Genomic DNA, 25,911 nt, shown 5'->3' with positions numbered 1-25,911 from the left:
AACTTTGAAAGGGAGTATGCCAATTATGGGAAGGAATAATTCACATTCACTGGTTACCGGATTCAAAAAGCTGCTTCAACAGATACAGCCGTGGCATAAAATTAAAAATAGCGAATACAGGTTAATTTATGAATTAATAGAAGAACAGGCAGAAAAGACTCCAAATGCCATAGCCGTGGAATTCAAAGGCAGTTATCTCACCTATCGGGAACTGAATAGTAGGTCGAATCAACTGGCTTGGAAAATCAGAAAAATGGGAGTTCAGCCAAACGATATAGTGTGTATTATGGTTAAAAGGTCACTGCAGATGTTTGTGGCACTTTTAGGGGTATTAAAGTCAGGAGCAGCGTTTCTGCCTGTTGACCCTGATTTCCCGGAAGAACGGATAGTTTATATGGTTGAAGACAGTAATGCAAAAATTATAATATCTGATGCTGAAATGGAACATAGATTTCTTCCATTTAAGGATAAAGTAATTTGCGTTAATGAACCGGATATATACGACCATGATAATTCAAATTTGAATAAAGTTGCAAAGGCTTCTGATCTTGCTTATGTGATTTATACCTCCGGCTCCACGGGTAAGCCTAAAGGTGTAATGATTGAGCATAAGTCTGTAGTTAATTTGTTATATGGTATATCGGACATAATTCCCTTGAGTGAACATAGCGTGATATTGGCACTAACTACTATTTCTTTTGACATATTTATATTGGAGACATTAATTCCTTTGGCACTTGGACGCAGAATAGCCATTGCCGATGAGAACGACCAGAAAAATCCCAAGTCCCTGTGTAACCTCATTATGAAATGCAGTGTAGATATTCTGCAAATTACTCCCTCCAGACTGCAAATGCTGATTAACCATAATAAAAATCTGGAGTGCCTGCAGAATCTTAAGATTATTATGATTGGAGGAGAGCCACTTTCGGAAGTGCTGTTGGAGAAAGTAAAAAGCTATACAAGTGCCAGAATATATAATATGTACGGCCCTACGGAAACTACAGTCTGGTCAACAGTAGCTGATTTAACCGAGAGAGACAGTATTGACATAGGGCTGCCAATACGAAATACGCAAATATACATAGTTAACGAAGACAATAAACCTGTTACAGACGGTGCTGAGGGAGAACTTTGTATCGGAGGAGACGGGCTTTCAAGAGGATATCTTAACAGAGCTGAATTAACAGCTCAGAAATTCATAAAGGACTCGACAGCTTTTAATGAAAAAATATACAAAACAGGCGACCTTGCCAGATGGCTGGAGAACGGCAATATTGAGTGTCTGGGGAGAATTGATAATCAGGTAAAAATCAGAGGCTACAGAATTGAGCTTGAGGAAATAGAGAGCTGTATTTTAAAATTTGCCCCTGTTAAGCAGGCGGTTGTTGCAGTAATAGATGGAAAAGAAAGTGTTAAGTATTTGTGTGCGTATTATGTTTCTGACGAGGAAATTTCGGTATCTGATTTACGTGAACAGATGGTAAGGTCTTTGCCCGATTATATGCTGCCGGCCTATTTTATTAGGATAGACAACATACCTCAAACTCTCAACGGGAAAATAGACAGAAAGGCTTTGCCTCCTCCTGAGCTGATTTCAAAGCAACCAAATCAAAAAATCCAACCAAATACCCAAGCTCCAAAATATGAAGATATAGAGTTAAAAATAAAAGAAATGATAAGAATCACTGTGGATGGAATTGCTGACATAGAACAAATTGATACAAACAGTCAGCTAACGGAGGTTGGCATCAATTCAATTACTTATATCAAAATAGTTGTATTAATAGAAGGGGAGTTTAACTTTGAATTTGGGGAAGAGGAGTTGAATAACGGTAGATTTTCTATAATCAAGGAGCTGATTGACTACGTGGAAAGCATGATAAAAAACTAATTATATAAGGAGGGGTGGCTATGTCACTTGAAAATGTTTTTTATAATAAATTATCAGAAAAAAACGGGACATCAAAATATGATTGTCTCGTACTGTTCAGCGGAGGAAAGGATAGTACATATTTGGCCCATCTCATTAAACAGGTAAAAGGTCAAAGAGTTTGTCTGTTTACTGTAGATAACAGTTTTGAGGATGATGCTCAGGCAAAAAAAGTTGCGGATCAACTGAATCTTGACCTTTTTATCTACAAGCCAAAGGTAAGGGATATACTAAAATTCTATAATTTTTTGTTAATAGATCCCGCTATAATAGATTTAGATGATAATCCTTTGTGTTATTTATGCAACCGTTATTTTACCTCGTTAGGAATGCATTTTGCAGACAATATGGGTATTCCTTTTGTGGCAAGCGGTACAACCGCAGCACAAATCTTTGGTACAAAGGCACAAATGTCCGAACGCATGATAAATATAGCAGAGGAGATGCTGAAAGCAAGATTTGACAATGCCTATGAAACTATAAAAACCACACAACGGTACAAAACAGATTGTGTTGTAAAAGATATTGTTGACAAGATGTTCATTTGCCCCGAAAGTGTCTCTGTAATCCATCCCTTCTTGTATTTTGGTTACAACATTTCTCAAATAAAAAAGGAGCTTCAGGAAGAGTATCAATGGGAAAACCCCACACCCGGTGTATCAAATGCAGAATATACCACTTCAGGCTGCAAACTGACAAGTCTTTTTGGAATATTTAAAGAAAAACTGGGATTTAAGTTCCATGAATTAAATGAGTTTAAATTGGATTATGAAAACGGAAGCTTAACTAAAGAAGAATTTGAACATGCCACAAGTTATTTTAAAGATATGATTTCAAAGGAGCTGAACTGTGAAATGAAATGTATTGTTGAAAAACTTGGACTAAATGGGCAATTACTGTAATATTAATTGAACTTGACTGGGTTTATTGGTATAATTTTGATAATAATGGAAATAACGTAAAATTTAGGAGAAATTTATGAAAGAAGAAAAGGTCAATCATTTTAAGTTGTACTTATGGTGCTTTACGTTTTTAAAAAAGTACACTTTCTATGTAATTTCGTATTTTGTACTTGTAGCAATTCAGGAAACCTGTTTTATACTGTTGCCAAAGCAGATTCAAAAATTTATTGACGTTGTTGCCATAAGTAAGGATTTTTCCATTGTTACAAGACTTGTGGCATACACTGTTTTGATTGTGGCTGTGATTATTATTGTCCGTCTTTTACACGGATTATGCGGTATGGTTTTTTGCGAGAAGGGAACAAAGGTAATACAATATGCAGTTATAGACAAGGCAAGAGATTTGGGCTATGACTATTTTGAAAAAACGCCAAGAGGAGATTTTTTGGCCAAGACATATCAGAATGTATTGTCCGTCTACTTTTTATACTATGACTTTATTCCAAATACAATGCGGTTATTGTGTGCCTTCACACTTCCTATGATAATGATTATTCTAAGCAAAAATATTTACTTTATTGCAACGGTTTTAATTTGCTGTCTTTGCGTAGCGGCTGTGACGTTAGTATCCAGCAGGCGCATATATACCAGAAATATGGAAATAAGAGATGTTACAAATTTGCATTATAAGAAGGTATATGACTGCATTGAATCTGTAAGAGATGTTCGGGGATACAACTCAGGCAGCTGGATTTCCAAAGGGGTAATTTCTGAGCTGGGTAACCTCAACAGCAAGAAACTTAGAAATCTGGGGCTGGAACAAAGGATATTGAACTACGTTAACTTTTTTCAAGCCGTAGCAATCGGAACATATTTTATTCTAGGAATAAATAATGCAGACGGAAATTTCTTTTCAGTAGGTAATATAGTTGCGTATTATGCATATGTATCCATGGCGATTACTGCATTATCCAAACTGACTAATTTATTGATTAACCAGAATAAAAATCTGACCGATGCTGAAAAGCCTTATACCTTTATGCATATTGAGCCTACTGTTAAAGAAAGCGAAAATCCCACTAATAACAAAATCAAGGGGAGTATTACCTTTAACAATGTGAGCTTTAATTATGAAAATCAAGCTGGTATTCTAAATAATCTTACTACCAATATTGCCGAAGGCGAAAAAGTTGTAATAGTAGGTGGAAGCGGCAACGGTAAAACAACAATTCTGAAACTTCTGCTTAGATGCTATGACTGCTGTGAGGGCGAAATACTCATAGACGGTGTACCAATAAAAGACTATAGGTTTAATGACCTTCGCAATTCTTTTGGTATTGTATTTCAGGAGATGTTTCTTTTTTCTGAAACCATAAAGGAAAATCTGAAATTTGCAAAGCCGGATGCTGCCGAAGATGATTTTACTAAAGCGGTTAGATTGGCAGAAGCTCATGAATTTATTGAAAATATGAAAGACGGTTATGATACTATGCTGGGAAGCAGGGGCGAAAATCTGTCGGGAGGCCAAAGACAGAGATTATCAATTGCCAGAGTTATACTTAAAGCTCCTCAAATCTACTTGTTGGATGAAATAACATCTGATTTGGATTCCATTACGGAAGCAAAGGTTATGAACAATCTTTTTGACATATCTGACGGCAAAACAATGCTTATGGTTTCACACAGGCTTTCAGTCATAAAACAATTCAGCAGAATACTTGTACTAAATGAAGGCAGGATTGTTGAAGACGGTGATTTCAACAGCTTATTTAAAGAAGGTACATGCTTTTATAATCTTGTGAAAAAAGGGGTAATAGGCGGTGATGAATAAAGTATTTTCCAACTTGTCCTGGGTGCTGTCTAAAATAGAAAAAATAAAAATAAAGATAGCAATTATTATTCTTTTGTCTTTGGCATTTGCTTTTATTACATTAAGTGAAGTTTTTGTACTGCAATCCATTATTAACAGCGTTCTGGATAATCAGCTGCATACAACTGTAGTATTAGCTTTAAGTTTGGCAGGAATACTCATTGCAAAAGGTATTTTTCCTTCGATTATGGAATATTTCGGACTCAAACTGTTACAAATCCCACTTGTAGACAATTTAACCAAAATGGTTTTATCAGCTGTATATGCTATGCCGTTAGGTAAACTAAAAGAGACCTCAAATGCCACATATGTGGATGTGCTTACACAAGACATACAGGCTATCGGTTCAGGCATAAAGCAAAAAACCCAGAGTATAAGTTTTGTTGTTCAAATGCTGGTGCTCATGTTCCTACTCGGAAGAATAAGTATATACATATTGCTGATAACCGTTGTACTGGGAGGGCTATATCTGTTAATAGGTAAAATATTTACAGAGAAATTCTTAGTGGCAATGGATGACTACTTTGTAGATGTGACGCTAATACATAAAGTTACTGAAGAAGGGGTTGCTGCTACCAGAGAGGTGCTGGCGTACAATCGCGCAAAATGGGAAAAGGACAGAAGAATAAGAGTATTCGACAGGTATTATGTTAAGGCCAAGAAATTAAAAAACATGGAGAATTTACAATTCCTGACTACAAATATAATTAAATGGACCTTGATGGTGTTTTTCCTGTTATATGGAGGATATCTTGTTATAAATAGCAGTATGAGCATTGCCGTATATGTAGCAATTTACAGATACTGCGACCTTTTCCTCAACTCTGCTGAAGTAGTGTATAATGAAGCAACGGATTTATCAAAAATTGTTGCAAAAATATCAAGGGTTCAAAAACTTACTTATGATACAGAGAAACCGGAATCATGTGCAAATATAGGTAAGATAAAAACCATAGAGTTTTGCAACGTCAGCTTCAAATACGACGATAACTCAAAAGAAGAGGTCTTAAGGGATGTGAGCTTTAAGATAGAAGGTAAGAAGAAAATAGCGATAGTAGGCCCCAGCGGTGGAGGTAAATCTACAATTATCAAGCTATTGCTGTCTATCATTAAGCCAACAGGAGGGACTATAAAAGTCAACGGTATTGATTTAAGTACAATTGACAGTGACGAATGGATAGGTAAAAAGACAGCAATTTGTTTTCAGGATACATTTTTGTTCGCAGATACAATTAGAAATAATATTCTGTTTGGATATGACACAGCAGACGAAAAAATCGTGGAAGTATGCAAAAAAGTCTGCTTTTATGATTTTATTAAAAAGCAGGAGGCTGGCTTATCCACTGAAATCGGGGACAGAGGTATTACCCTGTCAGGTGGAGAAAGACAAAGACTTGCATTGGCGAGACTGTTTACAAAGGACGTTGATATTTATATTCTGGATGAAGCAACTTCAGCCATAGATATTTCAACAGAAGAAATTTTGCAGCAGAATATAAATGATATTGTGTATGACAAAGGCGGCATAATGTTTGTTGTAGCACACAGATTATCAACTATTAAGGATGCTGATGAAATCATTGTCGTAAAAGACGGATATATTGCTGAAAGGGGAGACCATGATACACTTTTAAATAATAATGGTCTGTACAAGCAATTAATTGATGAGCAGAAGGTAGCCGTGTAAGCGGTATATAAGAAAAGTCATGACATGTGCCATGGCTTTTTTTGTTATGGGTTTTTATTACATTAGCACTATATAATGCCATAGCATTTCTTTTTATCTTACTTATAATTCCTACAAATACATATAGTGGAACTGACTCGTGGTTTATATTACTATAAAATATGTAAGAAAACCCGCCTGATACCATAAGTAAGGAGGTCAGATACAAATGAAACATTATGAAATAAAAAATGTTTCTCCTTTTAATACGGTCTATTATGTTGACTGTTTTTTCTTAGCTCTTTTTACAGCAATAAAAGCTTTTAACGGAAGTATTTTCAGCTATATATCCAATGATTATTTTGCATATAATCTGGAGAAAACACCTGCCGGTTTGTCGCTGGTAGTCCGAAATTACCAGATTCGACCCGTAGAAGATTTGGAGAAATATAACGGAATACTTACGGAAAGCAAATTTGAGTACTGCCATGATATTGTAGATATAATAAAAGAAGCATTACTTCATGACAAGCTAATCATAATTCCAATTGATGGGTTCTATTACAAGCATCCGTACCATGACTTGTTTTATCTGCAGCACCATCACTACCAAAGTATATTGATTTACGGTTTTAATTCGGAAAGGAAGGTATTTCTGACTGCAGAAGCCAATGGCATGGAATCAGATTCGGAAAGATGCTTCTATAAGCATGAAATAAGCTTTCAGGATATGAAAAAATGTCATGAAGGAGTTGTTAATTACGTACAAGGCGGCTTGCCGACAATAAGGCTGATATCAAAAATAAATCCCCAAATTAAAGTAAATGATGACCCTCAATTATATAAAAATACAATGATAAATAATCTTATGGCAAACAGTGAAATAATTCATAATGGTTTGAAAAGCATACGAACACTGGCTGAAAACATAAATGAATTTGATATGAGTGAGACAGCTTGTTTCAATAATAAAGTTGCTTCGGCTTCAAATTTGTTTAAGTTCAGAAACATACTGGGGGAAAACAGTAAATATGTACCCTTGATGGAGGAAATCTATAAGGCGTGGGCAGTTATGAGGGATTTGGCATATAGAGACCAGTTAAGAGGCGGAGTACAGGATAAGAAGAAATATTATCATAAGCTGTGCCAAATATATGATATGGAAAGCAAGCTTTATAATAGCCTGTTTGATTCCATGGACAGTATGATTACAAATAATTAAGGGTGGTGGTAGGATGAAGAATGCTTATGCAGAGAATTCATGCAGTACTTTTGATATTCAGTTCGGGGACAAATCCTTTAAATACTATTTATATAACGATTTTGAGAATATTACGGAAAGACTGTCCGATTTAGAGGACATTGATTCCTTTGTAATTTTAAGTGATAAAAATATTGGAGGAATATATGGACAAGATATTGTAAAACGTATAAGGAAAAACTACAGGTGTGAATTGATTATATTTGAGTGTACAGAAAAGACCAAGAACCTGACGGTTTTGCAAGAAATGATAGAAAAGGTTATTTCATTAAAAGCAACCAGACGTACATGTATTATAGGACTTGGCGGAGGTATATGCGGAAATATGGCAGGAATGGTTGCTGCACTACTGTTTCGTGGAATAAAGTTTATACATATACCAACATCTCTTATGGCAATATCCGACTCTGTGCTGTCATTAAAACAAGCCATCAATTCAGATTACGGTAAAAATCTAATAGGTGTATTCCATACTCCCGAAATGGTAATAACAAGCACTGAATTTCTGAAAACATTACCTAAAAAAGAGATTATATCCGGTTTGTGCGAAACAATTAAGAATGTGCTTACTATTTTACCTGAAAATATAGAGCGGCTGTCAGATATACTTAATGCGGATTGCAGCTATACCGGGGGAAATTACCGTTATTTTATTGAAATGTCCGTAAAAGCCAAAACACAGGTTATGAAAAATGATGCCTATGAAAAAAAAGGTGCGTTGATATTGGAATATGGCCATACAATCGGACATGCCATAGAGCTGGCAGGTGGGGGGATTGTAACTCATGGAGAAGCGGTGGGCTTGGGAATGCTGTGTGCAGCTGAAATATCCCATATGCTGGGACATCTGCCGGACAAAGATATTAAAATACACAGAACACTACTGGAAAAGGCAGGAGCCCCCACAGCCATAGACGGAAAAATAAATGCTGACACCATCTTATCCATATTGAAATATGACAACAAGAGGGGATATACCGCCGTTGAGGAAGGAACTGTCCAAATGGTGCTTTTGGACAGGGTTGGCAAAACCTTTAATCACAGCATACTTACGGCTGTTCCCATGGAATTGGTTATGCAAGCAATAAACAGGATGTACATGAAATAGAAAGGAAGAAACTATGGATATTGAATACTATAAGAAATACGAACATCGTATGGGTACGAGAAAATTAAAGTTGATTGGACAAAATGGAAAACCCGTTGCAAATACAGTGGTTTCAATCAGACAGACAAAGCACCAATTTCTTTTTGGATGTGCGGAATTCAGCTCCATACCCTTTGCCAATAATGAGCTTAATCAGGAGGAAAATGAAAGAGCCAAATGGATATTTAAAAAATTTTTCGACCTGTTCAATTATGTGACGCTGCCATTCTATTGGAGTAACTTTGAAAATGTAAGAGGTCAACCGGATACCGAAAGATTGAAGAAAACCGCCCAATGGTTTAAGGAAAACGGCTGTACAATAAAGGGACATCCCTTGTGCTGGCACACTTTGGCCCCGTCTTGGCTCCTTGACATGACAAATGCTAAAATCCTTGAATTGCAGCTTGAACGTATCCGGCGTGAAATGAAAAATTTTACCGGATTAATAGATATTTGGGATGTAGTTAATGAAGCGGTTATTATGCCAATATTTAATAAATACGATAACGGAATAACCAGAATTTGCAAAAGCATGGGGCGGATTTGTGCCGTACAGGAGATGTTTTCTGCCGCAAAGGAATCGAACCCGGGTGCTTTTCTGATGATTAATGATTTTGTTTATACAGGCATTGATGCTTATGAAATATTAATTGAGGGCTGCCTTGAAGCAGGAGTCTCCATTGATGCCATAGGAATTCAATCACATATGCATCAGGGGTACTGGGGAGTTGAAAGAACCTGTGAGGTTCTGGAGAGATTTTCATGTTTTATGCTTCCAATTCACTTTACAGAGTCCACCTTGGTATCAGGACATACCATGCCACGAGGAATAGAAGATTTTAATGATTATGTTATTGATAAATGGCCTTCCACCCCGGAAGGAGAAGAACGTCAGGCAAAAGAGGCAGCCTTGCATTATAAGACACTGTTTTCTCATCCTCTTGTAGAATCAATAACCTGGTGGGACTTTGTAGACGGACAATGGCTTGGTGCACCAACAGGTTTTGTGTCACAGGACAATAGGCTGAAACCCATATATGATGAGTTACATAAACTTATCAAGAAGCAATGGTGGACGGGGGCGTTTAATGCAGTTACAGATAAAAATGGCGAAGTAACGGTTTCAGGCTTCTTTGGAGACTATGAAGCAATAGCAGTCGGAATGAAAGGCAATTTCAAGCTGGATAGAGGGGAAGAAAGTAAAGAAATTAAAGTTGCTTTAATATAACTGGGACTAATCCCCTTGACAACAAATCGTGTTAGCTTTAGACTAATATTAATAATGTTAACAGGCTGTGAAGAGAAGAGTAGACGAGGTAACGATTACAGAGAACCTTGGGAGTGCTGAGAACAGGGGAGTCGTGAAATTGTTGAAGATGGACTCGGAGCTTCTTTGCTGAGGGCTGGAATTTCGGCTTTAGGCAGGGACGGGAACACCCGTTATAGTGCATACTGTATTTATTGCAGTTGTTAAGGCTTTTTGCCGTGAGGCAAAAGTAAATTAAAGTGGTAACACGAGTTTTCTCGTCTTTAAATAATTATTTATTTAAAGACGTTTTTTATTTTAACCAAAAGACAGACAGTAAATCAGGAGGAGTAAAAATGTCAAAAAAACCTTATTATTTGACTACGGCTATTGCATACACATCCAGTAAACCTCACATAGGTAATACTTTTGAAATAGTATTGGCTGATAGCTTTGCAAGATTTAAAAGAATGCAGGGCTACGATGTACGTTTTCAGACCGGGACTGATGAGCATGGCCAGAAAATAGAACTGAAGGCCAAGGAAGTCGGTATCAGCCCGAAAGAATACGTTGATAATTTTGCTGTAGAAATAAAGCGAATTTGTGACTTAATGAATACAACATATGATAAATTCATACGTACAACTGACGAATATCATGAAAAGCAGGTTCAGAAGATTTTCAAAAAGCTATATGAACAGGGGGATATTTATAAGGGACACTATGAAGGAATGTACTGTACACCCTGCGAAGCATTTTTTACGCCTTCACAGTTAGTAGACGGTAAATGTCCCGACTGCGGAAGAGAATGTCATCCTGCTAAAGAGGAAGCATACTTCCTAAAGCTAAGTAAATATGCGGACCGTTTGATTCAGCACATTAATGAACATCCTGAATTTATTCAGCCTGAGTCCAGAAAAAATGAAATGATGAACAATTTTCTGCTGCCGGGACTACAGGACTTGTGTGTGTCAAGAACCTCCTTCAAATGGGGAATTCCTGTAGATTTTGATGACAAGCATGTTGTATATGTGTGGCTTGATGCACTGAGCAACTATATTACAGGTCTGGGCTTTGATGTTGACGGAAATAATGATGAAAAATTTAATAAATACTGGCCTGCCGATATGCACCTGATAGGCAAGGATATTTTAAGGTTCCATACAATATATTGGCCGATTATGCTTATGGCAATGGAGGTACCGCTTCCTAAGCAAGTATTTGGACATCCGTGGCTGTTGATGGGTAACGGTAAAATGAGCAAATCCAAGGGAAATGTAATATATGCAGATGAACTGGTTGACATTTTCGGAGTAGATGCAGTCAGATACTATGTTCTTCATGAAATGCCCTTTGATAATGATGGTGTAATTTCCTGGGAATTGATTACTGAACGTATAAATTCGGACTTGGCAAATGTGCTGGGAAATCTGGTTAACAGAGTAATTGCTATGAGCAACAAGTATTTTTCAGGTGTTGTAAATAATTCAAATGTCAGGGAAGAAATCGACAATGAACTCATTGAGTTAACTCTGAAAACACCTGAAACAGTAGTTGAAAAAATGGATAAATTGAGAGTTGCAGATGCACTTTCAGAGATTTTTTCATTATTCAAACGTTGCAATAAGTATATTGATGAAACAATGCCTTGGATACTTGCAAAGGATGAAGACAAAAAGCCAAGGCTGGAAACGGTATTGTACAATCTGGTAGAAAGCATTGTGACCGGAGCAAGCTTATTGGAAGCATTCATGCCTGAGACTGCACAAAAAATTGTTGCACAGTTAAATACCTCCATCAGGTCGTTAGAGGATATGAAGGTTTACGGGCAGTACAAATCAGGAGCGAAAGTCACTGAAACACCAGAAATCCTGTTTTTGAGATTGGATATAAAGGACATATTGGAGAAAGTGGGGCAAAAAGACGAGCCTGAAACAACTTCACCAACTGTTGCAGAGGAAAAGAAGGAAAATGTTATTGAAGTGGCTGCAAAGGAAGAAATCTCATATGATGATTTTACAAAAATGCAGTTTCAGGTTGGCGAAATTGTGGAATGTGCAGAGGTTCCAAAATCCAAGAAGTTGTTGTGCTCACAGGTAAAAGTAGGCGGGCAGATTAGGCAGATTGTTTCAGGTATAAAGAAGCATTATACGCCGGAACAAATGGTTGGCAAAAAGGTAATGGTGTTGGTAAATCTCAAGCCTGTAAAACTGGCAGGAGTTTTGTCCGAGGGTATGCTACTATGTGCAGAGGATGAAAATGGAGAACTTGCACTTATGGTACCTGAAAAACCGATGCCGGCAGGTGCGGAAATAAGATAAAAGTTTGTAGTTGACAAAGAGGGGATGTACCGGGTGATTGGTGCATCCTTTTTATGTAGATAAAATAAAAACCAATTGAATAGTGGTTCATATTAAAGTATAATATTTACAGTAAATTACAGTAAATATTTTTATTTCTTTGCTAGAAACATTAAACCAATTCTAAAAGTAATCTATGAAATAACGGTATTTTGAAAGGGGGGCAGAAAAGTAGTTTTTATGAGGTAAGATAATGCAGCACCTAATGAAATTATATATATTTTAGTACTTCCTGTCTTCAGGCTTAATACATAATTAAGCCGACTATGCTATTAACGTCAATGTGTATGTTACACATACATTATTCAAATACAGCATCTCAAATTATACCTCTTATCTCAAGCAGCAAGTCACATTTTTATTTTAATGTGAACTGGTAATTACAAACTATTATTAATTGAGGGGGTCAAATTTAATGAAAAAAACAACAGCCTTTTTATTATGTTTTCTAATGATTTTTACAGCATTATTGCCACTGCAAAATGCTAATGCTTATGATGCTTCACTTATCCCGAATCTTCAGATTCAGCAAAAGAACGTTCCCGGTAATGATGCAATGAATTTTGTAAAGAAATTAAGGCTTGGATGGAATCTGGGTAATACATTTGATGCAAATAACGGTACAAATATTACTAATGAATTGGATTATGAAACATCCTGGAGCGGTATCAAAACAACTAAGCAGATGATTGATACCATAAAGCAAAAAGGATTCAATACAGTTCGTATTCCTGTATCCTGGTTTCCACACTTAAGTGGCTCAGATTACAAAATCAGTGATGTGTGGATGAATCGTGTTCAAGAAGTAGTAAATTATTGTATAGATAATAAAATGTATGTCATTTTAAACACACATCATGACATTGACAAAGCAAAAGGTTATTTCCCAAGTAGTCAATATTTGACAAGCTCTAAGAAATTTATAACCAGTGTATGGGCACAGGTTGCTGCTAAGTTTGCAAACTATGATGAGCATCTTATTTTTGAAGGAATGAACGAGCCTCGTCTTGTAGGACATGCTAATGAGTGGTGGCCTGATTTAAAAAATTCCGATGTACTTGATTCTATTAATTGTATTAATCAACTTAATCAGGATTTTGTTAATACAGTACGTGCAACAGGTGGAAAAAATGCAAGCAGATATTTAATGTGTCCGGGATATGTTGCATCTCCTGATGGAGCAACAAATGATTACTTTAAAATGCCAAATGATATTTCAAGTAATAATAATAAATTAATTGTATCCGTACATGCATACTGTCCTTGGGTTTTTGCAGGACAGTCAATGTCCAGTGGAGGAGTAAGTACTTGGAATATAAATGATTCAAAAGATCAAAGTGAAGTTACTTGGTTTATGGATAATATTTATAATAAATATACAAGCAGGGGCATTCCTGTAATAATCGGTGAATGTGGAGCAGTAGACAAGAACAATCTGAAGACAAGAGTAGAATATATGTCCTATTATGTTGCACAAGCCAAAGCACGTGGTATATTATGCGTATTGTGGGATAACAATAATTTCTCAGGTACCGGTGAATTATTTGGTTTCTTAGATAGAAGAAACTGTCAGTTCAAGTTCCCTGAAATCATGGATGGAATGGTGAAATATGCTTTTGAAGCACAGAATGATCCTGACCCTGTAATTGTATATGGAGATATTAACAACGATGGATATGTTGACTCACTTGATTTTGCAGGCTTAAAGAAATATCTTTTGAATGCTGACCATGCTTATGTAAAGAATTTGGATGTTAATCTCGACAATGAAGTAAATGCATTTGACCTTGTAGTTTTGAAAAAATATCTCCTTGGTATGGTAACCATACTTCCAAGCAACTAAACAATAGTATTAAAAAAAGTATCATTCAAAAGGTGTAAAAGCCTGATGAATGATACTTTTTTCATAAAATAGTAAATATTTCCCTATATTCTCTATAAGCCTTTGCGAATATATGAAAATGGTGGGCTTTGAATTTCAAAATATCGAAGGCAACAGAAAGATTTCCATGAAGTATAATAACTATCAAATAGGCTTAAATCAAATGTATCAATCCTTTGGGTATTATATCAATGACCATAAGAATAATTACGATGCGGTAAATTATTATTTAAGACATGGATTAAATCTATTTGAATAGCAGAATATATTTACTGTATTTCTTTAAAATGGTAATATTGGTATATAGTGTACTTTATTATAATTTTAAGGAGGAATAAAAATGAAAGGTTTAAGAAAAAGTAAAGCGGTTTTTGCAATGGCTCTGGTACTGGCTTTATTGATTACTTGTGGGGCATTTCCTGTAGCGGCTCAGGAAGGTGGTTTAATTATTGGTGATGCAAATGGGGACGGACTTGTCAATGTGACTGACGCGGCAATTCTGAATCTATACGTATCCGGCTACACAAATACATTTCCATATGATATGGCGGACTACACAATGGATGTTAATGATGACGGATATATTAACAGACAGGATTTCGATCTGCTGAACAAATTTATATCAGGTTCACTGGCATCACTGCCATCAGCGGATATACTAAGGAACATGCCACAAACAGTATTTCAATATAGTTATGTAAATGGTGCATGGGGATATAGAAATATAAGATTAAGTATAGATAAACAAGGAAATATTTACACCAGCGGAAACATAACACCAAATGTAGATCCCTCAACTATAAAAGTTCCTAAAATTGAGATTGAGTCTATGTATTTAGATTTATATCTGGCCTCACAGGGAACAATAACGAATCCTCAGAATGCTGCTTGTGATATGGGGATAAATGTTTATGGGGGAAATATCGTAAAGAATGGAGCTTTGCAGTACGTATTTTTGAAGCAATATGGCGATGTTGACCAGGAAAATATGTCACCCTACACTCAGACTTTGGTGGATTGGCTTGACGGATATGTAGATATGATATACTAAAAAAGCTATAGTAACCTATTTGATAATGATATATAATATTGGTTGCAGATGTTTGCAAATATTATACATAGATAGGGGAATATGTAAACTCATGGTGGAATCAGGTAAAGAATTTATAATGGAAAATGTTCTGTCTCTTAGAAAAAAGATGACTCAGAGACAATTAGACGATGAAATGGAGAAAATAGGAGAGTTTCTTCAGAGTAATGGTGCAACTCAGGCGGGGCCCATAGTTACGGTAACTTTTTCAATTGACACGCAGAACGAAGAACCTGTACTGGACATGGAAATACTTGTGCCTATGGATAAGGAATTGGAACTATCGGGTGACTATGTATTTAAACCTTTGTTTAAGGTGACGAATGCAGTTTATGCAAGACACAAAGGCAATCCGACTGATTTGCAGAAGACGTACAATGAAATGCTTTTATTTATCCAGGAAAATGCTTTGCAGCAGATAACAGTAGGGTATAATGTTCTGATAAATGAACCCATGCCCGGACTGACTCTTGATGATATGATTATCGACGTCTATATAGGAATAAATCCAAATATTCTTTAATTCAGAATTTTTAAATGAGTAATATGAAATTTTAATTGCAGGTAATTCAGAGAAAATAACGGAGATAAAAAAAGGCATCAATCAGAAAACCTTGATTGATGCCTTTAATATATCTTGATTAACCTCCCCAGCCGGGATTTGTGCGAGTAGTTGGTTTCCATCCTGATTTATCCAACCAAGCTGCCCTTTGCAGAAGAAAGTTCTGTATAATTGATATTTGCTCTTCCCAGGTTTGAGTTGTTTGTGTACTGAAACCACCTACATTTTTAGTACCTAGATTGTTCCACTTTTGGAAATTACGTTTAGCACCGTTTGTTAAAGGTGTTGTAAGCTTTTGAACCAGTGCTTTTAGCTGTGCATCTGAAAGAGGTCCGCTGCGCAATTCCTGCCAGCGTGCACTAATCTTGCTTTGAAAAGTAGGGTCCTGCATAAGCTTGTAGTACCAGTCGCATGTTGAACTCATACCAAACATTGGTTGGAACTGCCAGCCTTCTATGTAGTTTGTTGACCCCATCATACCTGTTACACAGTTGTAGGCCAGATCATAATCCCAAAGAGGTCCGGCGGCGAGCTTTGCACCACGATCCTTGTATATGTAAGTACTGCGCATATATGAGTCGCCTTCACGAGCAATTTCATTTCCAATAATATAATTAATAAAAGAATCAACGTCAATGTAAGCAGGGTATCCGTTGGTTGTATCAGAAGGATTAGAACTGTGAATAGAATTGTGCACCTTCTGAATATAGTTGCTTATCCAAGTTAGTTGTTCAGGCAGTAAATCGTCTGGGTCTGTTATCTCAAGATCATTCCATCCCGACCCTTTTACTAACGGCCCATCAGTTGCCATCATGTTGAACTGCATCAGATAACCTCCGGTAATATTCGGCTCTGTAAGATCCTTTTCCTTAAGCTTTTTGATATTGACACGATCCTTGTCTATTTCCAAAGTTTCTGTTAACAGATATACACCTTGGTAATCTGCGGAGGATAAGGGTTGATTATCAAGATTCAGGTACACTTCAACAAATCTGTACCTTGGTGATTTTAATCCCATACTGGCCCCTAATTCATAAGCGAGAGCATTTCTTATCAGAGATTTATCAGGGAAAGGTGAGAGCAATGCCCAATCGCCGTCCCCCGGCATACCTAGCAGAGAGTACTTGGCATCATCGTTTTTGTTATCCCACAACTCAAGACGATAGGGAGTCTTTTCGTAATTAGCTGAGGACTGACCACGCACATGAAAACCTGCACGAGTGGCGACTGTGGGCGTTTGTAATAATGAAGCTTCGTTGTTCTGGGGCTCCATCAGCATAACTGCAACATCTTTATAGTCACGAGCGGGTTTCCCACCACCGTAGGCGTCAAGAATCAATACAGGAAGGTCATGCTTGGTGTTTATAGCACTTGCAACATATACTGCAGTACCCATATTACCGCTTACAACTCCGTTTACAAAGGATTGAGCTCTCAACTGTGTTGTCTTGGTAAAGGTTAAAGGAATGCTATACAAAGGAGAACTTGCGGTAGGAACACTACCGTCGGTAGTATAGCGGATTTGAGAATTGGCAATTTTTGAGCTCAATGTTACTGTTACTTGGTTGCTGAAGGTACAACTTGGAACAGAGAAAACCATATCTCCAATCAATTGAGCTGCAGGAGTGTTATCTTCGGGATTTGTATTATTATCAGCAGGAAACTTGGTAATAATGTGCAGAATATATTGCTTCATTAACGATAAATCAATAGCATCTATATTGCCGTCTCCGTTTACATCGGCTGCTGTAGGATTTGAAATGGTTATACTGCCAAAAAGATAACCCTTCAAAATGGAATAGTCTATAGAATCTATTGAACTGTCAGTATTCAGATCTCCGTACACTATAGTTGCCCCGACACTTGTCATGGGTAATAGCAGGGTGAAGAGTGTAAAAAATGCTGATAAAATCAGCAAACGACTTTTTTTCATAAAAATACCTCCTATAAGTAGATTAGTAAATATTCATTTTTCAAGGTTCAGTTTGCTTATAAAAAATACTTTTAAAAAAATATTTTTAATACTATTACAATTATACTCTACATGGCATACATTTTCAAACATATATTACATAAATATACAAATATAATACAAAGTGCTTACAGTGTGACGTGAGCGGCATAAAAAAAGATTGTCACAAAAACAGAAAAACTTCCTATTTTGTAACAATCCCTTTGATGTTAATAAATTTTACAGACTCCAATAAATATACTCAGGATTAACGAACTCATTTATACTTAATACACCTTTAACGTCCACGATGACTTTATTTTCTTTTACATCAGTCTTAAACATCCTATCAAAATCAGTTTTTGACAGCTGTAAAAAAGAGTTATGGCTAACGGCCAATATTACTGCATCCATATCTCTGATGTCTTCAATAGGAGTCAAAGCAATACCATACTCCTGTATTGCTTCCAAAGCATCAGCTTCGGGGTCAGAAACAACGGGTGTAATTCCGTATTCACCGAGGCTTTCCACTATATCTATAACCCTTGTATTGCGGGTGTCGGGACAGTTTTCTTTAAAAGTAAAGCCAAGGATTGCGACTTTGGAATTTCTGACCGGTAAATCAGCCCTAATCATGTTTTTTATAAGATTCTCAACAATATATTTTCCCATAACATCATTAATTCTTCTGCCCGAGAGAATAATTTGAGAATGATATCCCAACTGTTCTGCCTTATAGGTAAAATAGTAAGGGTCAACACCTATACAGTGCCCTCCCACCAATCCGGGGGAAAACTTCAGAAAATTCCATTTAGTTCCCGCTGCTTCCAGCACAGATTTAGTATTAATGTTCATTTTATTGAAAACCATTGAGATTTCGTTCATAAATGCAATATTAATATCTCGTTGAGAGTTTTCTATAACCTTTGCCGCTTCCGCGACTTTAATTGTTTCAGCAGGGTATACGCCTGCTTTTATAACCATTGCATAAACCTTTGCTATTGTATCAAGTGCATCTTCGTCTATGCCAGATACAATTTTTATAATGTTTTCAAGCCTGTGTGTTTTATCTCCGGGGTTTATTCTTTCGGGAGAATAGCCTACTTTAAAATCTTCCCCGCATTTCATACCAGATTCTTTCTCCAGTATGGGTATGCAGATTTCTTCGGTGACACCGGGATACACAGTGGACTCATATACAACAATTGTCCCTTTGGCAAGATTTCTGCCTACAAGGCGGCTTGCCATTTCTACGGGATTCAGATTGGGAGTATGGTCTGATTTAACAGGTGTAGGTACCGAGATAATTAAAAAGCCTGCTTCCTTAAGTCGTGTTTCATCCGACGTAAATTCTACAGCAGAGTTTTTTATTCCATCGTCTCCTACTTCTTTGGTTGGATCTATACCTTTTTTGTATAACTCTATTTTATCAATACTTATGTCATAACCTATGACAGAGGCTCTTTTAGAAAACGCGATAGCAAGAGGTAATCCTACATATCCGAGGCCTATTACCGCTATTTTTTCTTTGCGATTTAATATATTTTCATACAGACTCATGATAAATCATCCTTAATTTTAGAAGTATATGATTTCGTATCATAATGTGATACAGTTAGAATATAGGTTATTAATATATTATGTTGGGGATTTACGGCATGTTACACATTGACTGAAATATAGAGAGAATAAACGTAAATAATCGTTTGAAAGGGTGATAATATGATATTTTGGTTTTCGGGCACAGGAAATTCACTATATATTGCTAAAAGCATTGCACAACAAAATGACACAAAATTAGTATCCATAACTTCTGCCGTAAACAGCGAAGCAGAAATATTTGAATATTACCTTGAGGACGGTGAAATAATTGGATTTGTATTTCCAAGTGTAATGGGTGCGGTATATGTGAAAAGGTGTGTACCTGCAAAAGCATTAAAGTAGATAAAAAACCAAAGTGGGGAAAGGAATGTAACCAGTGTCTGGCATGTATAAATTTTTGTCCCACAAAGGCAATACAATTTGGGAAAGGTACTGAAAAAAAGGGACGTTATACCAATCCAAACATCAGTATCAATGAAATGTTACTTTGAAGCGACATTGACTAAAGAACCTGTAAAGTGATAACATATGGGAAATAATGTATCAAATTTTGCCTGATTGAAAGGGATGAAACCCATATGGATATTATGGAGATTCAACATATTACTAAAACTTATAAACTCAAAAACAAAGGTGGAATTACAGTTCTTAACGGTGTAAACTTGCGTATATGCAAGGGCGAAATGATTGCAATCATGGGGCCGTCGGGAAGCGGTAAAACCACCTTTTTGAATATAATCAGCGGCATAGACCGGGCTGATGGCGGAACAGTGATGTTTAGCGGCAGGAAATTCATAGATATGGATAAATCGGAGATGGCATTGTTGCGCAGAAGACAGATGGGAATGGTTTTTCAGGACTTTAACCTGATTGACAGCCTCTCTGTGAAGGAAAATATAATGCTGCCAATGATTCTGGAGAAAAAAGAGCCGGCTGTGATAGAAGCTCAACTGAAAAAGCTTTCAGAATTACTGGGAATATCAGATATTCTGGACAAAAATACATACGAGATTTCAGGAGGACAGAAGCAGAGAGTTGCAATATGCAGGGCACTTGTAAATGAGCCGGAAGTGATACTCGCTGATGAGCCTACGGGAAACCTGGATTCTAAGTCATCAAAGGATGTTATGCAATATCTCAATAAGGTTAATCAAGAGTGCGGAACCAGTGTGCTAATGGTAACTCATGATTCAGTGGCTGCAAGTTATTGCAGCCGGGTTATACTGTTGCAAGACGGAAAGATAATAACGGAGATTTCAAAAAAAGAGTCCAGAAAGCAATTTTTTAAGGAAATTCTGGATGTACTTTCTTTAATCGGCGGTGATACAGATGAATTTTAATTCCATAGCCAAAAAGATGTTTCGCGCAAACTATAAACGTTATTTGCTTTATTTTATTTGCAATACCTTTTCCATTGTACTGTTTTACTGCTTTGCTGCATTATTCACAAACAAGTCATTTATGGACACAACATCAGAAATCAGCATGATTTCCAGCAATGTTATTGCTCCAAGTATTATGGTTTCAATATTTCTGGCTCTGTTTGTGCCATATTCCCACAGTGCTTTCCAAAAGCTGCGTAGAAACGATTACGGTATACTCATGACTTTGGGAATGACAGACAAAGAAATTTTCAGAAATGTTTTATTTGAAAATGGAATGATTGCTTTGATTTCCATTGTAACGGGACTGCTTGCAGGAACTCTGGTTTCAATGGGTTTTTTTAGCTTTATTATACATGTAATCGGTATCAAAAACGTAACCTTTGGAATAAGCTTCAAAGCATACTTGATAACAATATTGTTTTACGGTGGGATATTTATTGTGACTGTACTAATAAGTATTCTCAAATCCCTTAAAATGCAAATAATTGATATGATAAAGGAGAGGTATAAGGCTGATAAAGGAGCTAAGTCATCTAAAATTGTATTTGGCATTGGAACAGCTATTTTGGTTATTTCTGCAGTGCTTATGTTTGTAAATAATTATATCAAGCTTTGGAATATGTGGTTTATAAGTATGTTGGTTTGTTGTGGAGCCACCTATTTGATTTTATGCAACGCCGAAGTAATTGTGTTGTTTGTAAGTAAAAGGTTTAAAAATTTTTACATAAGAAATTGCCTGTTTTTAGGAGATTTCAAATACCGTTTTCATTCAACCAAAAAAGTTACTTTTACTATGATATGGCTGTTTGTATTTGCAATCTTTTTTATGGGCTTATGTACAGTTACATATCCGTCCATGCTTGAAAATGCAGTTATATATACCCCTTATCATATGGTATACGCTGAGATTTACGGTATGAACAAAATATCTGATTATGACCTTGGCGAAATATTTGAAAGTGGAGATACCAAGGTAACTCAGCAGAAGTCAATTGAAGTATTAAGAGGGGCTTTTAACATATTATCTGCTTCAAAGGTTAATGAAGTTTTTAAAACGGACTACCATGTAGCAAAAGGAAATTTTTTGATGTTGTACCAATATGATTTACAGGACGGGTATGAGCATTCTTTTCTATCGGTACCTGTAATAAATATTCCCTGTAATGATGGGGATTATCCATTAAAGACTGCTGGGAAGGATATAAGAATACTATTTGGTGATAATAACGCTCTGTCCGATTTTACAATACTTGTTAATGATGCTGATTATATGCAAATTAAGAAAGCTTCTCTTAATTATAAGGCGGGGAATGTTAAGATGTTTAAATTTGCACAATGGAGAAAATCCGGCGATATTTTAGACAAGCTGGAGCAAAAGCAGTATAAAGTTAATCCCACAATCGAGCCTAAGTATTACAAAATGTCCTCAAGGTTGGGAAAATATAATCTTGCAAAACAATCAGCAATTTTCTTAATATTTGTTGAAACCTTTGTTTTTCTTCTGTTTTGGGCTTCTGCAAATATAATTCTTTATTTGAAATTGCAATTGGAATTTGAAGACGAGGAAAGAAAATTCATGAGTTTATATAAAATGGGAATGAGGGAGGATGAGTTTCGGTCTCTTGTTAATAAAAAACTTGGACTTATGTTTTTGCTTCCGGTTTTTACAGGAGGCGTTATTGCAAGCTTCTATATTTATTTTGTATTCTTATCATTTAATTGGTATTACAAATGGCTTAGTGTTGGGTATTGTATCATTATATCCGCTATAATGCTTATACTTCAGAACGGTTTTGTTAAAACATATTCAAATTCCTTTTTACAGCGGATTCTAAAAGGTATTCCGCAGTAAATTAACGTATGAATATAGCTCCCGAGGTTAACTATTAACCTCGGGAGTTTTTATATGCATGATTTGATATTAATTTAAAATACGTAATAATAACACATTGACAATATTGTATGACGTACAGTATAATAATAAGTGAGGTGATACAATGGAAGCAACAGATGACATACTAAGTTCACTGGTTGTGGAGCTAAAGAGAGGAACCTTGATACTATCGGTACTCAGCCAACTATTTAACCCTGAGTATGGTTACTCTCTAGTACAAAAGCTTGAGCAAAAAAATAACCCTATTGATGCAGGCACTCTTTATCCTTTATTGAGGAGACTGGAAAAGCAGCAGCTTTTGGTAAGCAACTGGGATACAAGCGAAGCCAGACCGAGAAAATTCTATGTAATTAGTGAAGAAGGGAAAAAAGTATTTCAGTGTCTTAAAGAGGAATGGAAAACATTGTCCGGGAATTTGGAGAATTTATTAGAGGAGGAAAAAGATTATGGAAATGATTGACCGTTATATATATGCTGTTGCACAACACCTGCCGGAAAACATCCGTGAGGATGTAAGCAAGGAGCTTCGGTCTAATATTCAGGATATGTTGACGGAGGATGCATCGGACGCTCAAATAAAGGAGGTTCTGGAGAAGTTGGGTAATCCTGCGAAACTTGCGGTTGAATATAATCCGCAAAAAAGATACCTGATAGGCCCGGGTGTCTATAACCAGTATATAAAACTGTTAAAGTTAGTAACAGGTATTGCTGCAATAACTCTGGGATGTATAGCTATATTTACCGGGGTGTTTAATTTTTCAGATGTACAAAAACCTCAGGAAATAGTATCGGATGTTATATCGGCGGCTATGGGCGGGGCTATGCAGGGAGCCTTCTGGGTTACATTGGTATTTATAATTATGGAAAGAAGCGGAGTACATGAGGGCCATAGCCCTTTTAAAAATAAAAAATGGACTTTGGAAGACTTGAAGGCTATACCTGACTATGGAAAAAAGAAAATATCAAGAGTATCTACAACGGTAGAAATATTTTTTACAATTTTGTTTGCATCGCTATTAATCTTCCGACCTGAAATTATAGGTGTTTCCCTGAAGGGCAGCGGATTTGTGCCAATACTCAATGCAGAAATATTGTCTACGTATACAGTTGGTATAGTATTATTGGCGATTGTAAGTCTTGGTATTCTGGTATGGAAGACAATTTATCCATATTGGAGCATACCTTTGGCTGCCGCAAATGCAGGCTTTAACATTGCCACAGCCGTTCTTATGCTGTTTATGGTAAGAGACACTAATATAGTAAATGTTAAATTTTTACACTTATTAGAGGACCTTACAAACCTGACTTTGTCACAAGTGACATTGCTTTGGCAAAGGGGGCTTATGATATTTGCTGCTGTTTTTATTATAATTGTAATCATTGACAGTATAGCAGGAGTCTTTAAGTGTAAAAGATAGCATCTGTGACGTAAGAGAGGAGGGGGAGAGGCTGGTCATTGCTTCACTCATTATGCAAACACCTTCTGCACCTGCCTCAGTTACCTCTTTTACTCTGTCTCTAGTAATACCCCCGATTCCAAAAACGGGAATGGAAACAGAACTGCAAACCTCTCTTAAAAAATTCAATCCCCTTGGAGATAAATCCTTTTTGCAGTCCGTTTCATAGATATGTCCGGCTATCAGGGCGGAAGCACCCGAGTTATATGCCTCTTGTGCTTCCTTTGCCGAATGTACGGAAACCCAAACTTGGGAAAAGCATTGCAATGCATCTTGGTATTTCACTAAATCCCCCATGGAAACATGTACTGTGGCTATTCCCAAATTTTTTGCAGTTTCAATAAATTTATTGACTATAAGCTGAACTCCTGCGGAGTCAGTTATAGGTTTGACTTTTTCCGCCAGAGCCTGATAATCTTCAGTACTCAAATCCTTTTCCCTCAATATTATGGCATGGGGTTTGCCTGAGGCTAAATACTCTATTCTTTTCAGAAAATCGTCCCTGCACAAATTACGGTTGGTTACATAAATCACCATTTTGTACGTCTCCTTTTAAACTCTGATGTAATCTGAATAAACAGGTTGTAAGCCTCTTGACAAAATCATTTCATGAACCTCATCTACACTTCTGCTGTCGCTGATTTCAAATTGCTCGTCGCCTTTTTCGTCATTTTTGTGGCCTCCTACGCCTACACTTACTCCTGCCGAAATCTTGTTGGCTGCAAGTCCCACCACATTGTCACGAAAACCTGCTCTTTCCCTAGTAGAAATAGTAATTCCTGCAAAAGGCATGAAAAGTCTGTAGGCAAGCATAACTTGCAAAAGTTGTTTTTCATGTACGTCATTTGGGTTGTTCTCTTCATTATTTATGAAGGGTCTTAGCCGTGGAACAGAGAAAGAAATTTCTGCATGAGGATATTTCTGTTGAATGAAATATGCGTGAAGGCCTGCGGCAAAGGCATCCTTGCGAAAATCATCCAAACCCAGCAAAGCACCAAAGGCCACGCCCCTCATACCTCCAAGTAAGGCACGCTCCTGAGCGTTGAACCTGTACGGAAAAATCCTCTTTGGGCCGCTTGGATGTACCTGTTGGTACTTGTCGGGGTTGTAGGTTTCCTGATATACACAGACAAAATCCGCTCCGCACTCATGCAAATACGCATATTCATCTGAATTTAGAGGGTATATTTCAAGTCCTACAGTAGAAAAATATCGTGAAGCAAGCTTTACGGCATCCCCTATATATTGAACTCCTGAAGCATTACGGGCTTCTCCTGTTAAAATCAATATCTCCCGAAGCCCCGTCGTTGCAATTTCCTTTAGTTCTTCCTCCATCTCTAAAGAGTTGAGTTTTCCGCGGCGAATTTTATTATGACAGTTAAAGCCACAGTAAACGCAATGGTTTTCGCAGTAGTTGGCTATGTACAGAGGTGTAAACATGCTGACTGAACTACCAAAATGCTTTCTTGTTTCCATTGCTGCATTGCGTGCCATATATTCCAGATAGGGTGCAGCCGCAGGAGAAAGTATGGCTCCATAATCATCCGGGGACAGCCATGATTTCATGAGAGCTGTCTCAACATCTTCGAAGGTATATTTGCTATAGTCATATTCATTTGTAAGCTTCAGAACCTGATTCATTATATTTGAATCAATTGCCTCCATGCCTTTTTGATATTCCATATGATTTGTTTTTATCATTT

Annotated in this window: 22 protein-coding genes and 1 other annotated feature; of the genes, 18 read left to right on the top strand and 4 right to left on the bottom strand. The window is 36.8% G+C overall.

What is annotated here, in order from left to right; translation table 11 throughout:
* Positions 1-25 precede the first annotated feature (25 nt).
* The 12 genes from P0092_RS17100 to P0092_RS17045 all read left to right on the top strand — a co-directional run bounded on the left by P0092_RS17100 (position 26) and on the right by P0092_RS17045 (position 15,880).
* Positions 26-1,894, top strand: a complete 1,869-nt coding sequence (locus P0092_RS17100; RefSeq protein WP_004616072.1) for a non-ribosomal peptide synthetase — start codon at positions 26-28, stop codon at positions 1,892-1,894.
* A 20-nt stretch (positions 1,895-1,914) separates the two neighbouring features.
* Positions 1,915-2,835: an asparagine synthase-related protein gene (locus P0092_RS17095; protein WP_004616073.1), complete on the top strand. Its 921-nt coding sequence runs from the start codon at positions 1,915-1,917 to the stop codon at positions 2,833-2,835.
* Positions 2,836-2,911: 76 nt separating this feature from the next.
* Positions 2,912-4,666 carry an ABC transporter ATP-binding protein gene (locus P0092_RS17090; RefSeq protein ID WP_004616074.1) on the top strand — a complete coding sequence of 585 codons (1,755 nt, stop codon included), beginning with the start codon at positions 2,912-2,914 and terminating at the stop codon, positions 4,664-4,666.
* Positions 4,659-6,392: an ABC transporter ATP-binding protein gene (locus P0092_RS17085; RefSeq protein ID WP_004616075.1), complete on the top strand. Its 1,734-nt coding sequence runs from the start codon at positions 4,659-4,661 to the stop codon at positions 6,390-6,392. Before P0092_RS17090 ends, P0092_RS17085 begins: the two co-directional genes overlap by 8 nt.
* 208 nt (positions 6,393-6,600) lie before the next feature.
* Entirely contained in the window at positions 6,601-7,593 is a 993-nt protein-coding gene (locus P0092_RS17080) for a hypothetical protein (protein WP_004616076.1), read from the top strand.
* 13 nt (positions 7,594-7,606) lie between these two features.
* A complete protein-coding gene (locus tag P0092_RS17075; protein WP_004616077.1) occupies positions 7,607-8,740 on the top strand; it encodes a 2-deoxy-scyllo-inosose synthase in 1,134 nt (377 codons plus the stop codon).
* A 13-nt stretch (positions 8,741-8,753) separates the two neighbouring features.
* Positions 8,754-10,007 carry an endo-1,4-beta-xylanase gene (locus tag P0092_RS17070; protein ID WP_004616078.1) on the top strand — a complete coding sequence of 418 codons (1,254 nt, stop codon included), beginning with the start codon at positions 8,754-8,756 and terminating at the stop codon, positions 10,005-10,007.
* Positions 10,008-10,065: 58 nt separating this feature from the next.
* Positions 10,066-10,314, top strand: a binding site (T-box leader).
* 67 nt (positions 10,315-10,381) lie between these two features.
* Entirely contained in the window at positions 10,382-12,346 is a 1,965-nt protein-coding gene (gene metG / locus P0092_RS17065; protein WP_004616080.1) for a methionine--tRNA ligase, read from the top strand.
* A gap of 454 nt (positions 12,347-12,800) precedes the next feature.
* Positions 12,801-14,228 (top strand): cellulase family glycosylhydrolase, encoded by a 1,428-nt coding sequence (locus tag P0092_RS17060; protein ID WP_004616082.1) that lies wholly within the window; start codon positions 12,801-12,803, stop codon positions 14,226-14,228.
* 112 nt (positions 14,229-14,340) lie between these two features.
* Complete coding sequence (locus P0092_RS17055; protein ID WP_276186979.1) at positions 14,341-14,526, top strand: hypothetical protein; 186 nt, start codon at positions 14,341-14,343, stop codon at positions 14,524-14,526.
* Positions 14,527-14,607: 81 nt separating this feature from the next.
* Positions 14,608-15,318: a dockerin type I repeat-containing protein gene (locus P0092_RS17050; RefSeq protein ID WP_004616084.1), complete on the top strand. Its 711-nt coding sequence runs from the start codon at positions 14,608-14,610 to the stop codon at positions 15,316-15,318.
* A gap of 91 nt (positions 15,319-15,409) precedes the next feature.
* The gene (locus P0092_RS17045) at positions 15,410-15,880 is read left to right on the top strand and encodes a GyrI-like domain-containing protein (protein ID WP_004616086.1); all 471 of its coding nucleotides are present in this window, start codon (positions 15,410-15,412) and stop codon (positions 15,878-15,880) included.
* 118 nt (positions 15,881-15,998) lie between these two features.
* Here the strand turns inward: P0092_RS17045 and P0092_RS17040 are convergent, their stop codons facing one another.
* Together P0092_RS17040 and P0092_RS17035 are read right to left on the bottom strand one after the other, a co-directional pair.
* Entirely contained in the window at positions 15,999-17,852 is a 1,854-nt protein-coding gene (locus P0092_RS17040) for a CotH kinase family protein (protein WP_004616088.1), read from the bottom strand.
* Positions 17,853-18,110: 258 nt separating this feature from the next.
* Positions 18,111-19,430 carry a nucleotide sugar dehydrogenase gene (locus P0092_RS17035; RefSeq protein ID WP_004616090.1) on the bottom strand — a complete coding sequence of 440 codons (1,320 nt, stop codon included), beginning with the start codon at positions 19,428-19,430 and terminating at the stop codon, positions 18,111-18,113.
* Positions 19,431-19,592: 162 nt separating this feature from the next.
* Here P0092_RS17035 and P0092_RS22180 point away from each other — a divergent pair, with 162 nt between their 5' ends.
* The 6 genes from P0092_RS22180 (at position 19,593) to P0092_RS17010 (ending at position 24,169) form a co-directional block, all read left to right on the top strand.
* A complete protein-coding gene (locus P0092_RS22180; protein ID WP_040758139.1) occupies positions 19,593-19,814 on the top strand; it encodes a hypothetical protein in 222 nt (73 codons plus the stop codon).
* Positions 19,787-19,963, top strand: coding sequence for a 4Fe-4S binding protein (locus P0092_RS22175; RefSeq protein WP_422784817.1), 177 nt, complete (start codon positions 19,787-19,789; stop codon positions 19,961-19,963). Before P0092_RS22180 ends, P0092_RS22175 begins: the two co-directional genes overlap by 28 nt.
* Before the next feature lie 96 nt (positions 19,964-20,059).
* Complete coding sequence (locus P0092_RS17025) at positions 20,060-20,812, top strand: ABC transporter ATP-binding protein (RefSeq protein WP_117407366.1); 753 nt, start codon at positions 20,060-20,062, stop codon at positions 20,810-20,812.
* Complete coding sequence (locus P0092_RS17020; protein WP_004616094.1) at positions 20,802-22,709, top strand: FtsX-like permease family protein; 1,908 nt, start codon at positions 20,802-20,804, stop codon at positions 22,707-22,709. The genes P0092_RS17025 and P0092_RS17020 overlap by 11 nt, the downstream gene beginning before the upstream one ends.
* Before the next feature lie 145 nt (positions 22,710-22,854).
* On the top strand, positions 22,855-23,211 hold the full coding sequence (locus tag P0092_RS17015; protein WP_004616096.1) for a PadR family transcriptional regulator: 357 nt from the start codon (positions 22,855-22,857) through the stop codon (positions 23,209-23,211).
* Positions 23,198-24,169: an HAAS signaling domain-containing protein gene (locus tag P0092_RS17010; protein ID WP_004616098.1), complete on the top strand. Its 972-nt coding sequence runs from the start codon at positions 23,198-23,200 to the stop codon at positions 24,167-24,169. Before P0092_RS17015 ends, P0092_RS17010 begins: the two co-directional genes overlap by 14 nt.
* Here P0092_RS17010 and P0092_RS17005 read toward each other — a convergent pair.
* Together P0092_RS17005 and thiH are read right to left on the bottom strand one after the other, a co-directional pair.
* The gene (locus P0092_RS17005; RefSeq protein WP_004616100.1) at positions 24,062-24,745 is read right to left on the bottom strand and encodes a thiamine phosphate synthase; all 684 of its coding nucleotides are present in this window, start codon (positions 24,743-24,745) and stop codon (positions 24,062-24,064) included. The two genes, P0092_RS17010 and P0092_RS17005, sit on opposite strands and share 108 nt — an antisense overlap.
* A gap of 15 nt (positions 24,746-24,760) precedes the next feature.
* Complete coding sequence (gene thiH / locus P0092_RS17000; protein ID WP_004616102.1) at positions 24,761-25,909, bottom strand: 2-iminoacetate synthase ThiH; 1,149 nt, start codon at positions 25,907-25,909, stop codon at positions 24,761-24,763.
* Between the last annotated feature and the right edge of the window lie 2 nt (positions 25,910-25,911).

Origin of the sequence: Ruminiclostridium papyrosolvens DSM 2782 (assembly GCF_029318685.1) — a bacterium.
Classification (GTDB): Bacteria; Bacillota; Clostridia; order Acetivibrionales; family DSM-1351; genus Ruminiclostridium; species Ruminiclostridium papyrosolvens.
This window is presented reverse-complemented; position numbering and strand designations above follow the sequence as displayed.